Consider the following 13,121-nt stretch of genomic DNA (forward strand, 5'->3'; position numbering starts at 1 on the left):
GTGAAATGCACCGCTATCGCACCCATACCTGCGCCGCCCTTCGTCAGGGTGACGTGGGCAATAATGTGCGGCTTTCGGGCTGGGTGCATCGCGTCCGCGACCACGGTGGGCTGCTGTTCATCGACCTGCGCGACCATTACGGCCTGACCCAGCTGGTCGTGGATCCGGATTCGCCTGCGTTCAAGGACGCCGAGCGCGTACGCTCGGAATGGGTGATCCGCGTCGATGGCGAAGTGAAGCAGCGCACGCCCGAGACGGTGAACGGCAAGCAGCCGACTGGCCAGGTCGAAGTGTTCATCCGCGAGCTCGAAGTGCTGGGCGAGGCGACCGAGCTGCCGCTGCCGGTGTTCGCCGAGCCGGACTATCCCGAAGACATCCGGCTCAAGTACCGCTTCCTCGACCTGCGCCGCGAAACGTTGCACGCCAACATCGTCAAGCGCACCAAGGTGATCTCGTCGATGCGCCGACGCATGGGCGATATCGGCTTTGCCGAATACTCGACCCCGATCCTCACCGCGTCGTCGCCGGAAGGGGCGCGCGACTTCCTGGTGCCGAGCCGCATCCATCCGGGCAAGTTCTTCGCCCTGCCGCAGGCGCCGCAGCAATATAAGCAGCTGCTGATGGTGGCCGGGTTCGATCGCTATTTCCAGATCGCGCCGTGCTTCCGCGACGAAGACCCGCGCGCCGACCGTCTGCCGGGCGAGTTCTACCAGCTCGACCTCGAGATGAGCTTCGTCACCCAGGAAGAGATCTGGGACACCATGCAGCCTGTCATCACCGGGCTGTTCGAGGAGTTCGCCGACGGGAAGCCCGTGACCAAGGAATGGCCGCGCATCCCGTATGACACGGCGGTGCGGACGTACGGCTCGGACAAGCCGGACCTGCGCAACCCGATCGAGATGCAGGAAGTCACCGAGCACTTCCGCGGCTCGGGCTTCGGCGTGTTCGCCAACCAGATCGCCAGCGATGACAAGGTCGAGGTCTGGGCCATTCCGGCCAAGACCGGCGGCAGCCGCGCCTTCTGCGATCGTATGAACGCCTGGGCGCAGTCGCAGGGCCAGCCGGGCCTCGGCTACATCTTCTTCAAGGACGGCGCGGGCTCGGGCCCTGTGGCCAAGAACATCGGCGAAGAGCGCACGGCGGCGATCCGCACCCAGCTCGGTCTCGCCGACGGCGACGCCGTGTTCTTCGTGCTTGGCCGGCCGGACAAGATGTACAAGTTCGCCGGCGAGGCGCGGGTGAAGGTCGGTCTCGATCTCAACCTGACGCAGCTCGACCAGTTCAAGCTGTGCTGGATCGTCGACTTCCCGTTCTACGAGTGGAGCGAGGAAGAAAAGCGCGTCGACTTCGCGCATAACCCCTTCTCGATGCCGCAGGGCGGGATCGAGGCGCTGAACTCGCAGGACCCGCTGACCATCAAGGCATACCAGTACGACGCGGTGTGCAACGGCTTCGAGATCGCGTCCGGCTCGATCCGTAACCAGCTGCCCGAGACCATGGTCAAGGCGTTCGAGCTGACCGGCAAGTCGCGCGCCGAGGTCGAGGAGCAGTTCGGCGGCCTCTACCGCGCCTTCCAGTACGGCGCCCCGCCGCATGGTGGCGCGGCGTTCGGCATCGACCGCATCGTCATGCTGATCTGCGGCGCCCAGAACCTGCGCGAGATCACGCTGTTCCCGATGAACCAGCAGGCCGAAGACCTGCTGATGGGCGCCCCGAGCCCGGCGGAGCCCAAGCAGCTGCGCGAGCTGCACGTGCGGGTGATCGCGGACGCGAAGTAGCCGGCGGCGAATTGGGTATTTCAAAGGGCGCCTTCGGGCGCCCTTTTCGTTTGCGTCCCATTCCGGCACGCCGACGCCATCAGCGTTAACACTCTCTTAAAGTCCGCCCGCTAGGCATTTGTTGCCTATCTCCGTCGGGGGCGGATTCGCTCGGTGAAGTCCAAGTATTCCCATGCGCTGATGCTGCTCGCGGCCATTGCTGCGTTTCTGCCGGTCATGGCGGTGGATTTCGTGCTCGATTCCTACGTGCGGGTGCGCGAGCGGGCGCTGCTGCAGCAATCGGTCGACGCAGTGGCGGGGAGGGTACAGGCGACCGCCTACGACACCATCGCCTCGCTGCGCCGCATCCTCGCGGAAAGCCCATCGCTCTGCACGCCGAGCTTCATCGCCAATGTGCACCGGCAGATGGAGCAGAGCCTGTATCTCAAGCAGGTGCTGGTCGAGAACGCGGACGGCGTCCAGTACTGCGACGCGCTCGGCAAGGACGTGAAGTACTCGCCGCTGTCCCGGCCGCTGTCGGTGCCCAACCAGACCGAGACCATCGAGGTGGCGAAGTATGCTGACCTGCGGATGCCCGTGCTGAAGATCACCCAAGCCTTCGGGACGGCGCGCCGCGTCTCGGCGTTCGCGCCGATCCTCGCGGCGGAGCCGGACAGCCTGCTGAACGGACTGAAGCCCACGTCGATGGTCCGTGTCTCGCTGACCGACGGGGCCGAGATCGTGACCGTCGGCGACCCCAAGGCCTACGACAGCCGGGGCGAGATCGAGTTCGTCACAGCCGAGAGCTTTGCCGGTGAGTTGCCGATCCGCGTGACGGCCGCAGTCCCGTTCGCCATGGTGCGGGCCGACTACGGCGATCTCGACGCCAGCTTCACGGTGGTGGCGGCGCTGATGTGCGGGGCGTTCCTGATCCTCGCGCTGCAATATGTGCGGCGCTCAGACCTGCCCGCCTTCGACCTTGAGCGGGCGATCGCGGCGGGCGAGTTGAAGCCCTACTACCAGCCGGTGATCAACCTCAGGACCGGCGCGCTGGCCGGGTGCGAGGTGCTGTGCCGGTGGGAGAAGAAGAACGGCGAGGTGGTGCCGCCTGGGGCCTTTATCGAATATGCCGAACTCACCGGCCTGGCCCTGCCGATGACGGTGAGCCTGATGCAGCAGGTGAAGGCCGATCTTGGCGGCATCTGTCGCGACATGCCGGACATCAAGATCTCGATCAACCTCTTCGAGGGGCACTTCCGCGACGGCAATGTCGTCGACGACGTGCATACGATCTTTGCCAACTCTTCGATCAATTTCCGCCAGCTGGTGTTCGAAATCACCGAGCGCAAGCCGCTCGAGAAGATGGCCCAGGCGCAGAGCGTCATCGCCGGGCTGCACGCGCTGGGCTGCCGGCTGGCGATGGACGATGCCGGCACCGGGCACTCCAACCTCGCCTACCTGCAGACGCTGGGCGTCGACGTGGTGAAGATCGACCGGGTATTCGTCGACATGATCAAGGCGGACGGGCCGGCCGTGCCGGTGCTGGACGGCCTTATCTCGATGGCGCGCGACCTTGGCACCGAGATTGTCGCCGAGGGTGTCGAGACGGAAGCGCAGGCGCTCTACCTGCGGGCGCGCGGCGTGGTGCATGCGCAGGGGTACCTGTTTGCGCCGGCGCTGAAGGCCGGCGCGTTCCGTGATCTGGCGCGGGCGCTGAATGCACCGGTGGCGTTGCCGGGGCTGGCGCAGGTGAGCGCGGCGTAGCCGAAGAGCCGGTGCGAGCCGCCCCCACAGCCAGCAGCCAGGGAAACACCCCCGACAGTTTCCTCTGCGCACCGCCTTTTCATCGCCCTCGATTAGTGGCACTCCACTCTGAGTTTCCGGAGGGTTTCGATGTCTGCCGACGTGACCGAACAGAAGAAGGCGCTGCGCGAGGCTGCGCTGCATTTTCACGAGTTTCCGAAGCCCGGAAAGCTGGAGATTCAGGCGACCAAGCCGCTCGGCAACCAGCGCGACCTGTCGCTGGCCTATTCGCCCGGCGTTGCAGCGCCCTGCGAGGAGATTGCGGCCGATCCGGAGGCGGTGACCAGGTACACGTCGCGCGGCAACCTCGTGGCGGTGATTTCGAACGGTACGGCCGTGCTGGGGCTGGGCAATATCGGGGCGCTGGCGTCGAAACCGGTGATGGAGGGCAAGGCCGTCCTCTTCAAGAAATTCGCCGGCATCGACGTGTTCGACATCGAGATCGACGAGACCGACCCGCAGAAGTTCATTGAGGTGGTGCGGCCGCTCGAGCCGACTTTCGGCGGCATCAACCTTGAGGACATCAAGGCACCGGAGTGCTTCGCCATCGAGGAAGCGCTGCGCGAGCGGATGAAGATTCCGGTGTTCCACGACGACCAGCACGGCACGGCGATCATCGTCGGCGCGGCGGTGCTGAACGGGTTGGAGCTTAGTGGCAAGAAGATCGAGGACGTGAAGATCTGCACGTCCGGGGCAGGGGCGGCAGCAATCGCCTGCCTCAACATCCTGGTCGCCCTGGGAGCAAAACTCGAGAACATCTGGGTGGCCGACAAGGATGGGCTGCTCACCGACAAGCGCGACGACGTCAACGACAAGTGGCGCGGGCGGTTCTGCCGCCAGTCGAATGCGACGACGCTGGCCGAGGTGATCGATGGAGCCGATATCTTCCTCGGGCTGTCGGCGGCCGGGGCGCTGAAGCCCGAGATGCTGGCGAAGATGGGGCCGAGCCCGCTGATCCTGGCACTGGCCAATCCGAACCCGGAAATCATGCCGGAGGTGGCCAAGGAAATCCGCCCCGACGCCATGGTCTGCACCGGGCGCTCGGACTATCCCAACCAGGTCAACAACGTTCTCTGCTTTCCCTTCATCTTCCGCGGTGCGCTGGATGTCGGCGCGACGACGATCAACGAGGAAATGAAGCTGGCGGCGGCACAGGCCATCGCTAAGCTGGCGCATGATCCCGGCCTCGAGGTGTCGCCATCCGGGCAGCCGGCGGTGTTCGGGCCCGAGCACATCATTCCCAACCCGTTCGACCAGCGGCTGATCCTCCGCATCGCGCCGGCGGTGGCGCGGGCAGCGATGGCGTCGGGGGTGGCGAAGCGCCCGATCACTGATTTCCAGGCCTATCACGACAGCCTCAACCGCTTCGTGTTCCGTTCGGGGCTGGTGATGAAGCCGGTGATCGACCGGGTGGTGGGGCAGGCCAAGCGCGTCGCCTTCGCCGATGGCGAGGATGAGCGGGTGCTGCGCGCCGCGCAGGTGATGATCGAGGACCGCATGGCGCAGCCGATCCTCATCGGCCGCCCGCAGGTGATAGAGAGCCGGCTACAGCGCTTCGGGCTGACCATCAAGCCGGGCCGCGACTTCGAGGTGGTGAACCCCGAGGACGACCCGCGCTACCGCGACTATGTCGAACTTTTCCACTCGCTGGTCGGCCGCAACGGCGTGACGCCGGATATTGCCCGCACCATCGTGCGCACCAACACCACGGTGATCGCGGCGCTGTCGGTGAAGCGCGGCGAGGCCGATGCCATGCTCTGCGGCTTCCAGGGCCGCTTCATCAAGCATGTCCGCGACATACGCTCGATCATCGGGCTGCAGGAGGGCGTCAAGGACGTCTCGGCCCTCTCCATGCTGATCATGCCGCGCGGCGTGTTCTTCCTTGCCGACACTTACGTCAACGTCGATCCGACGCCGGACGAACTGGTGGCAATCGCGCTGCAGGCCCGCGACCATCTCAAGCGCTTCAATATCGAAGCCAAGGCCGCGCTGCTGAGCTACTCGAACTTCGGCTCGCGCGACGGCGATACCGCCTACAAGATGCGCGAGACCTACCAGAAGCTGAAGGCGGTGGCGCCCGAGATGATCCTCGAGGGCGAGATGCAGGGCGACTTGGCGCTCAACGAGGAGTTGCGGAGCCGCTATATCCCCGACTCAATGCTGGGTGGCGAAGCGAACCTCCTGCTGTTCCCCAACCTCGACAGCGCCAACCTGTCGATGACGCTGCTCAAGGAAATGAACAACGCACTGGCCGTCGGCCCGATCCTGATGGGACCGCGAGCGCCGGCCCACATCCTTGCCCCCTCGACCACCAGCCGCGGAATCGTCAATATGACGGCAATTGCCGCCAGCGAAGCGGTTGCATTGGGGGAGAAGGTTTAGTGATCAGACATACTGTCGTCTTCAATTTGAAGCACGCACATGGCTCGCTGATGGAGAAGGCCTTCCTCCGCGACGCCTTGGTGCTGAAAGAGATCCCGGGCGTTAAGAAATTCGAGCAGCTGCGACAGATCTCGAAGAAGAACGACTACGAGTTCGGCTTCTCGATGGAGTTCGCCGACCAGGCCGCATACGACGTCTACAACGCGCACCCCAAGCACGAGAAGTTCGTCAAGGAACGCTGGGAGCGCGAGGTGGAGCGGTTCCTGGAGATTGATTACGTGCCGGTGTGACGGCGGCAAATCAAGGCATGTCGATTTTGAGCGGGGCGGAGCGACTACTCCGTACTGACGCGCGAAATGAGGAAACATGACATGCGCTACGCTTGCCTCGTCTACTTTGACCCCACTACGGCTTTCAACGGTTCAGCCGACAGCAATGCCGTGCTGCAGGAGGCGGAGATGAACCGCCAGAGCCTGCTCGCCGACGGCATAGCCGCCGAAGCGCTGACCCTGCCCAGCGAGGCCATCACGGTCCGGGTGCGCGGTGGCAACATGTCGACCACTGATGGCCCGTTCATGGAAACCAAGGAAGTGCTCGGGGGCTTCGTGCTGATCGAAGCGGACGACATCCACGCGGCGATCCGGATCGCGGCCACCAATCCGATGGCGAAGATCGGTTCGGTCGAAGTGCGGCCGTTGGTGGATTTCAGCAAGCCGCGGCCGGTGGTTTAGGGGTGCACTTAGGGAAGTTTCAGCCAGCATGATCCTCACCGAGCCCCGCGACCCTCGATTGGTCACCGTTCGCCGCGGCGGCTCGCTGAGTGATGCCGACCATCACCTCCTCGCACTGTGGGCCGCCACGTGCGCGGAGCATGTGCTGCATCTCTTCGAAGAAGCCGCACCAAGCGATGATCGTCCGCGACGCGCGATCGAGCAGACCCACGCATGGGTTCGTGGCGAGATACCAATGCGGGAGGCCCACAAGACTGCGTTTGTCGCCAATGCCGCGGCCAGGGAGCTGTCCGGCGCGGCGAAGTTCGCGGCTCTCGCGGCTGGGCAAGCGGTGGCGGTGGCGCATGTGGCGGCGCACGAACTCGGCGCGGCCGCCTATGCGATCAGGGCGGAACAAGCCGCTGCGGCAGAGGATGAGCGCGAGGCGGCCGGTCGCCGGGAATGCCAGTGGCAGCGGGAACAGCTCCCTGACGCGATCCGCGAACTCGTGCTCGATGACCAGCGGCTGCGCAATCACGCCTGCTGGAATGTGTTCAGCTAATCGCTACTGGAACGCCGTCTCCGCAAAGCTCCTGAGCTTCCGCGAGTGCAGCCGCTCCGGCGGCTGGTCGCGGAGAATCTCCATCGCACGAAGCCCGATCTGGAAGTGCCGGTTCACCTGCGTCCGGTAGAAGTCCGAGGCCATACCGGGCAGCTTCAGCTCACCGTGCAGCGGCTTGTCGCTTACGCATAGCAGTGTGCCGTAGGGGACGCGGAAGCGGAAGCCGTTGGCGGCGATGGTGGCCGATTCCATGTCGAGGGCGACGGCGCGCGACTGGCTGAGCTGGCGGGTGATCTCGGCCTGGTCGCGCAGCTCCCAGTTGCGGTTGTCGAAGGTGGCAACGGTGCCGGTGCGCATGATGCGCTTGGTCTCGATGCCCTCGAGATGAGTGATCTCGGCGACGGCCTGCTCGAGTGCAACCTGCACTTCCGCTAGCGCCGGGATGGGCACGGTGACCGGCAGGTCGGCGTCGAGCACATGGTCTTCGCGGAGGTACGCATGGGCGAGAACGTAGTCGCCCAGCTCCTGCGAGTTGCGGAGGCCGGCGCAGTGGCCGAGCATGATCCAGGCGTGCGGGCGGAGCACCGCGATGTGGTCGGTCGCGGTCTTGGCGTTGCTCGGGCCGACGCCGATGTTGACGATGGTGATGCCGCGGTTGCGCGGCATGGTCAGGTGCAGCGCCGGCATCTGCGGGGTACGGGTGGCGCGCTGGCCGGTGGTGCCGCCGCCGAGGCGCTCGTTGCGGGTGGTGAAGCCGCCGGGCTCGACGAAGCTCTCGTATTCGGGATGGCCTTCTTCCATGTAGCGCTGCGCCACGCGGGCGAACTCATCCATGTAGAAGCCGTAGTTCGTGAAGATCACGAAGTTCTGGAAATGATCCGCCTCGGTGCCGGTGTAGTGGCTGAGCCGCTGCAACGAATAGTCGACGCGCGGCGCGGTGAAATGGGCCAGCGGGTAGGGGCCGCCGGGCGGCGGCACGAAGGTGCCGTTGGCGATCTCGTCGTCGGTATCCTGCAGGTCCGGCACATCGAACAGGTCGCGCAGCGGGATCGGCAGGGCGTTGATCGCCTCGCCGTCAATCCGCTCGGTCGAGGGAATGGCAAAATGCAGCGGGATGCGGGTGGCGGACTCACCGACCTCGATGGCGCCGCCGTGGTTGCGCAGGATCACCTCGAACTGCTCGATCAGATAGTTCTTGAACAGGTCCGGCGCCGTGATCGTGGTGCGGTAGATGCCCGGCGTGTGGAGATAGCCATAGGGCAGGGTGCTATCGGTCTTGCCGTAGCTGCGCGACGTGACCTGCACCTCCGGGTAGAAGGCGCGCACCCGGCCCTTGGGAACGCGGCCGCGCGTCAGCCCGAGCAGCTGTTCGCGGATGAAGCCGGTATTGCGGTGATAAATCTCGGAAACGTAGGCCCAGGCGGCGTGCGGGTCGGTGAAGGCCTTTTGCGGCAGCGCCTCGGGAGTAATGGTGTCCATGTTCTTCTCGTTGGCAAGGCGGTGCGCGGCACCGCTTTGCAGCCCATCCTTAGGGTCTTCCGGCCGGTTCGGCAATCGCCGCACCTTACCGGCTGTTCATGTACTTCACCTTCCAGTGAAGGCACTTTTCATGCCGCAAAGGGCACCCATCTTTAAAGGGAGTTCACTGGACTACTGCAAACGACCCATGCACCGGTGAACCAGCGAGGAGTTGCCTGCCGCTGCCCCCAAGCCCTCAACAGTGCGGCCGGCGCTTCTCAGGGCCACGAAACCAGAAATGGTTTCGTGGCCCTCTTATTTTGTGCCGATGACGCCCCGATGTCAGTCGATCCGGCGCGCCGTGATCTGCATCGGCCGCTCACTCTTCACCGACGGCGAATAGGTGCAACGCAGCGTCTGCAGCACCGGCAGGTCCGGCACGATGATCCGGGCGAGGAAGGCCGGCAGCAGGCCACCGCCTCGGCAGACCATGCTATCAGCGCTCCAGGCTACCCCATTGCCGCACGAGGTGCGCTTGAGCTGGATGTTGATGTCCCGGCCGCGCGCATTCCAGGTGAGGCGCCCATCGCAACGCACGCCACCACCGCGCACCGAGTAGGTACCGCGCTGCTCGAGGCAGAAGCTCATGCGATATGGGCCATAGAGGCGCTGCTGCACGTTGTAGCAGCCGGTAAACAAGGCACCACCAGGCACATCGGGCACGATGACCCGGGTGCTCATGTCCTGCGCGTAAGTCGGGCTGATGACAGTCAGAATGATCATGAGGCCGGCCAGCAGACCGGCAAAGTATCGAACGACGCTCATAAGGGTTCTCCCAATGCGCTGCCGGCTCTCGGCAGCGTCCGCAATGGTGAGGCTAACACCTTGAAACAGGTGGCAATATGACTGACCTTTCCACATTGCATCAATGCTTACCGAATGGTTCGCCGCCACTGCGTATACTGCTCTTTGCATGCCAACGGGTGGTGCCTCGGCTCGCCCTCCGGCCGTCAAATCCACTTCCGATGCGAGTGGCGGCGGGCTAAGGTCCGGCCGAAGATTGAGAGGGAAGATGCGGCTGAGAATACCGGTTCTTATGGTCCTGCTGGCATCCGGCGCCGTTCCTGCCGGGGCGGCGGAGCTTGCCGATTCGGTTTTCCAGGTCACCTTCCACTACGCCGGCACCGACGAGGTGCTCAACGACACCGTGGTGCCGTTGCTGCCCGGCAACGCCTGCTACAACTGGTATGTGAAGCTCGGCGAGGGGCCGGCGCCGGCCAGTGCGACTGAAACGCTGAGCCTGCCCGTGGCGCTCGCCGATTGGGGCACGCTGGCCACCGATCCCGACGACGGCATCGATATCTCGGCCGATGGCAAGGTGGCGACCCGGACGTTCACGCCCGAACTCGACGAGGAGGGCTGGTTCAGCCACAGCTGGTGCGTCGCCGCCGGCGACCCCGTCGGAGCCCATTCCATCGCCATTGCCGTCGACGGCAAGCCGCTCGTTACCTATGACTTCCAGGTGGTCCTGCCCGAGGACTATTACTGGCCGACAATCATCCAGCCGACGCCGCGCGAACGCTCCGTCGATCACAGCTGGTAGGACCTACCCGCCTTACGACCAACCCCCGAGGACTATCGATGTCGCTTTCCATGTACGCGGTCACCGTGCCGGTGTTCACGCGCTATCTCAACAATCTCGACGCCATGCTGGTGAAGGCCGAGGCCAACGCGGCCGAGCGCAAGATCAAGCCGGAAGTGCTGGTGGCATCGCGGCTGGCGCCGGACATGCATCCGTTGGCCTTCCAGGTGCAGTCGAGCACCGATCGCGTCAAGTTCGCGCTGTCGCGCCTGACCGGAAAGGCGGCGCCGAGCTGGGAAGACAATGAGGTGACGCTGGCCGATCTGCGCGCCCGGGTGAAGAAGGGCCTCGACTTCGTGGCAAGCTTCTCGGAGGCCGACTTGGCCGGCGCCGAGAACAAGACGCTGACGCTCAAGGTGCGCGGCGAGGATACGCAGGTGCCGGCGATCGAGCACATCACGCTCAATGCGGTGCCGCAGATCTTCTTCCACATCACTGCCGCCTACGCGATCCTGCGCCACAACGGCGTGCCGCTCGGCAAGCGTGACTATACCGGCGCCTGAGCCACCCGATGACGAACCGATCCGGCCGCCAAGGCGGCTGGATCAGGAATAGCGCTCTTCCTTCCAGGGATCGGCGTGGTTGTGATAGCCGCGGACCTCCCAGAAGCCGCGGTGGTCGCGCTGCGCGAACTCGATCCGCCGCAGCCATTTCGGGCTCTTCCAGAAGTAGAGGTGCGGCACCACCAGCCGCACCGGGCCGCCATGGTCGCGGGTCAGTGGCTCACTTTCCCAGGTGTGGGCGATGAGCGCATCTTCCGAGGCGAAATCCTCGATGGCCATGTTGGTGGTGTAGCCGTCGTTCGAGGTGAACAGCACGAAACGCGCCTCGGGCTTCACCCCGACGGCGTCCATCAGCTGATGCGTGGTGACGCCCTTCCAGTGGTTGTCGTAACGCGACCAACTGGTGACGCAGTGGATATCGTTGAGCTTTTCGGTCTGTGGCTGCTGCATCAGGTCGTCGAACGACCAGGTCTGTGGGTGCTCGACCTCGCCGGCAATATCGAGGCGCCAGACCTCCTTGGGGACGTTCGGGGTCTGGCCGAGATCGAGGATCGGCCAGTTCTTCACCAGATGCTGCCCCGGCGGCAGCCGGGCATCCTCGGGCCGCGTCTGCTGACCGGTCAGGAACTTGCCGAGCTCGGCCCAGCGCGACTTGGTCTTGGTAAGCTTGCTGTCTTCGGGCAGGTCGTCATCGCTGGACATAAGTGGCCTCGCTGGCTTGGTGCGGGAGAGCTTCGCCGACCGGCGAGGCAAGTCAATGGACATTCCTGCTGTTCTCGTCGGCGCCGGGTGCATGTCCAATTTAGCCCGCCGCGACCATTGTGAGGGTCAGCGATGGTCCCCATGTGTTCCGCATCGTTCAACATTGGAGACCGAAGATGCTGAACCCTGAAGATCGCCGCGCCATCGAGGGCCTGTTCGACCGGCTCGCTGATGTAGAGCGCAAGAACCCCGAGCGCGATCCTGAAGCGCAGGATCTGATCGATCGCGAAATTGTGAGGCAGCCGGGCGCGCCGTACTACATGGCGCAGACCATCCTCGTGCAGCAGCACGCGCTGGAGGTGGCGGAGCGTCGTATCCAGGAGCTGGAGCGCGAGGGCGACGAGCGTGGTCGCGGTGGGCTGTTTGGCGGCCTCTTCGACGATGGCCGCGGCCGGCAGAACCGCTATGAGGATCGCCAGCAGGTCCAACGCAACCGCGGACCGTGGGATCGTGCGGACGACCCGCCGCCGGCGGGCTATCAGCGCGGGCAGATGGGGCAGGGCGGCGGCTTCCTGGCCGGCGCGGCGCAGACGGCGCTCGGCGTTGCTGGCGGTGTTCTGCTCGGCAGTGCCATTGGCTCGCTGCTCGGCGCCGGTGGGGCGCACGCCTCCGAGGCGCCTGCCAACGACCAGCCCAATGACACCGACAACCAGCAGGACCAAGGGCAGGATTCCGGCCAGGATCAGGCCGCGGATAACGGCGGCGGCGATGACGGCGGCTGGGGCGACGGCGGTGGTGGCGACGGCGGCGGTTTCGACATGGGTGGGGATTTCTGACGCAGCCCTAAAGGGTTGCGGCAACGAGGAATCGTTGGGCATGATCGCGGCCGATGGCAGAGCATGATCCCGAAATCGACCTGAAGCACGTGGACAAGGCCGAGGGCGCCGACAGGCTCTCGGCCATTTTGACGGCGATCGCCGAAGCGGAGGACAAGGACCGGATATCGGTCGGCGACCTGCTGGAGGCGCTCAAGCGGCGGGCGTTGGGCGCCCTGATCTTCATCTTCTCCGTGCCGACGGCCCTGCCGATGCCGCCGGGCGTCTCCGCGGTGCTGGGTGCGCCGCTGCTGTTCCTCACCGTGCAGCTGATGCTGGGGATGAAGCCCTGGCTTCCCAAGCTCATCACCGACCGATCGCTGAGCCGGGTGGATTTCCGCCGTGTGGTGACCACAGTGGCGCCGTGGCTGGCGCGAGCCGAGAACATCATGCGGCCCCGGCTGACTTTCCTCGCCACGCGCCCGGCGATCTATCTCGTCGGGCTGGTCAGCGCGGTGATGGCGATCATCCTGTTCCTGCCAATTCCCTTGGGCAACATGCTGCCCTCGGTGGCGCTCTGCATCATGGCATTGGGGATCCTGGAACGGGACGGCGTCTGGATCCTGATCGGCTTCCTCGTGGCGATCGCCTCGGCAGTGCTCGTCTGGGGCGTGTTCTGGGCCATCATCTTCGGCAGCGTGTTCGTGCTGACGAATTGGTTCGGCCTGAGCCTCTAGCCTACCAGTAGGCGAGCGCCGAGAACGGGTCGTTGGTGAAGGTGCCGGCC

13 protein-coding genes are annotated in these 13,121 nt (G+C 65.0%); 10 read left to right on the forward strand and 3 right to left on the reverse strand.

The window, feature by feature from the left end; translation table 11 throughout:
• The first annotated feature begins 5 nt into the window (after positions 1 to 5).
• From aspS to AC1DWU_RS06605, 6 genes are all read left to right on the forward strand, one after another.
• Entirely contained in the window at positions 6 to 1,778 is a 1,773-nt protein-coding gene (gene aspS, locus AC1DWU_RS06580; protein WP_477149410.1) for an aspartate--tRNA ligase, read from the forward strand.
• A 153-nt stretch (positions 1,779 to 1,931) separates the two neighbouring features.
• Positions 1,932 to 3,521, forward strand: coding sequence for an EAL domain-containing protein (locus AC1DWU_RS06585; RefSeq protein WP_477149184.1), 1,590 nt, complete (start codon positions 1,932 to 1,934; stop codon positions 3,519 to 3,521).
• A 129-nt stretch (positions 3,522 to 3,650) separates the two neighbouring features.
• The gene (locus AC1DWU_RS06590) at positions 3,651 to 5,942 is read left to right on the forward strand and encodes an NADP-dependent malic enzyme (RefSeq protein ID WP_477149185.1); all 2,292 of its coding nucleotides are present in this window, start codon (positions 3,651 to 3,653) and stop codon (positions 5,940 to 5,942) included.
• Positions 5,942 to 6,232 (forward strand): Dabb family protein, encoded by a 291-nt coding sequence (locus tag AC1DWU_RS06595; RefSeq protein ID WP_477149186.1) that lies wholly within the window; start codon positions 5,942 to 5,944, stop codon positions 6,230 to 6,232. Before AC1DWU_RS06590 ends, AC1DWU_RS06595 begins: the two co-directional genes overlap by 1 nt.
• Before the next feature lie 81 nt (positions 6,233 to 6,313).
• Positions 6,314 to 6,673, forward strand: coding sequence for a YciI family protein (locus AC1DWU_RS06600; RefSeq protein WP_477149187.1), 360 nt, complete (start codon positions 6,314 to 6,316; stop codon positions 6,671 to 6,673).
• A 28-nt stretch (positions 6,674 to 6,701) separates the two neighbouring features.
• Positions 6,702 to 7,214 carry a putative immunity protein gene (locus AC1DWU_RS06605; RefSeq protein WP_477149188.1) on the forward strand — a complete coding sequence of 171 codons (513 nt, stop codon included), beginning with the start codon at positions 6,702 to 6,704 and terminating at the stop codon, positions 7,212 to 7,214.
• A 3-nt stretch (positions 7,215 to 7,217) separates the two neighbouring features.
• On the opposite strand, the gene AC1DWU_RS06610 is transcribed toward AC1DWU_RS06605, so the two are convergent.
• Together AC1DWU_RS06610 and AC1DWU_RS06615 are read right to left on the reverse strand one after the other, a co-directional pair.
• On the reverse strand, positions 7,218 to 8,693 hold the full coding sequence (locus tag AC1DWU_RS06610; RefSeq protein ID WP_477149189.1) for an AMP nucleosidase: 1,476 nt from the start codon (positions 8,691 to 8,693) through the stop codon (positions 7,218 to 7,220).
• A 321-nt stretch (positions 8,694 to 9,014) separates the two neighbouring features.
• Positions 9,015 to 9,497 carry a hypothetical protein gene (locus AC1DWU_RS06615; RefSeq protein WP_477149190.1) on the reverse strand — a complete coding sequence of 161 codons (483 nt, stop codon included), beginning with the start codon at positions 9,495 to 9,497 and terminating at the stop codon, positions 9,015 to 9,017.
• Positions 9,498 to 9,768: 271 nt separating this feature from the next.
• Between AC1DWU_RS06615 and AC1DWU_RS06620 the strand changes: the two genes are divergently transcribed.
• Together AC1DWU_RS06620 and AC1DWU_RS06625 are read left to right on the forward strand one after the other, a co-directional pair.
• Positions 9,769 to 10,275, forward strand: a complete 507-nt coding sequence (locus tag AC1DWU_RS06620; protein ID WP_477149191.1) for a hypothetical protein — start codon at positions 9,769 to 9,771, stop codon at positions 10,273 to 10,275.
• A 38-nt stretch (positions 10,276 to 10,313) separates the two neighbouring features.
• A complete protein-coding gene (locus AC1DWU_RS06625; protein WP_477149192.1) occupies positions 10,314 to 10,817 on the forward strand; it encodes a DUF1993 domain-containing protein in 504 nt (167 codons plus the stop codon).
• Positions 10,818 to 10,859: 42 nt separating this feature from the next.
• On the opposite strand, the gene AC1DWU_RS06630 is transcribed toward AC1DWU_RS06625, so the two are convergent.
• The gene (locus tag AC1DWU_RS06630) at positions 10,860 to 11,519 is read right to left on the reverse strand and encodes a sulfite oxidase-like oxidoreductase (protein ID WP_477149193.1); all 660 of its coding nucleotides are present in this window, start codon (positions 11,517 to 11,519) and stop codon (positions 10,860 to 10,862) included.
• A 176-nt stretch (positions 11,520 to 11,695) separates the two neighbouring features.
• On the opposite strand from AC1DWU_RS06630, the gene AC1DWU_RS06635 reads away from it, so the two are divergent.
• On the forward strand, positions 11,696 to 12,355 hold the full coding sequence (locus tag AC1DWU_RS06635) for a DUF2076 domain-containing protein (RefSeq protein ID WP_477149194.1): 660 nt from the start codon (positions 11,696 to 11,698) through the stop codon (positions 12,353 to 12,355).
• A gap of 53 nt (positions 12,356 to 12,408) precedes the next feature.
• Complete coding sequence (locus AC1DWU_RS06640; protein ID WP_477149195.1) at positions 12,409 to 13,071, forward strand: exopolysaccharide biosynthesis protein; 663 nt, start codon at positions 12,409 to 12,411, stop codon at positions 13,069 to 13,071.
• The last annotated feature ends 50 nt before the right edge of the window (positions 13,072 to 13,121 follow it).

The organism is Devosia sp. P2_G7 (genome assembly GCF_056403495.1).

Bases quoted from the DNA above. Each gene is read 5' to 3' on its own strand.
- aspS (WP_477149410.1), top strand. From the start codon at position 6: ATGCACCGCTATCGCACCCATACCTGCGCCGCCCTTCGTCAGGGTGAC.
- AC1DWU_RS06590 (WP_477149185.1), top strand. From the start codon at position 3,651: ATGTCTGCCGACGTGACCGAACAGAAGAAGGCGCTGCGCGAGGCTGCG.
- AC1DWU_RS06600 (WP_477149187.1), top strand. From the start codon at position 6,314: ATGCGCTACGCTTGCCTCGTCTACTTTGACCCCACTACGGCTTTCAAC.
- AC1DWU_RS06605 (WP_477149188.1), top strand. From the start codon at position 6,702: ATGATCCTCACCGAGCCCCGCGACCCTCGATTGGTCACCGTTCGCCGC.
- AC1DWU_RS06610 (WP_477149189.1), bottom strand. From the start codon at position 8,693: ATGGACACCATTACTCCCGAGGCGCTGCCGCAAAAGGCCTTCACCGAC.
- AC1DWU_RS06615 (WP_477149190.1), bottom strand. From the start codon at position 9,497: ATGAGCGTCGTTCGATACTTTGCCGGTCTGCTGGCCGGCCTCATGATC.
- AC1DWU_RS06620 (WP_477149191.1), top strand. From the start codon at position 9,769: ATGGTCCTGCTGGCATCCGGCGCCGTTCCTGCCGGGGCGGCGGAGCTT.
- AC1DWU_RS06625 (WP_477149192.1), top strand. From the start codon at position 10,314: ATGTCGCTTTCCATGTACGCGGTCACCGTGCCGGTGTTCACGCGCTAT.
- AC1DWU_RS06630 (WP_477149193.1), bottom strand. From the start codon at position 11,519: ATGTCCAGCGATGACGACCTGCCCGAAGACAGCAAGCTTACCAAGACC.
- AC1DWU_RS06635 (WP_477149194.1), top strand. From the start codon at position 11,696: ATGCTGAACCCTGAAGATCGCCGCGCCATCGAGGGCCTGTTCGACCGG.
- AC1DWU_RS06640 (WP_477149195.1), top strand. From the start codon at position 12,409: ATGGCAGAGCATGATCCCGAAATCGACCTGAAGCACGTGGACAAGGCC.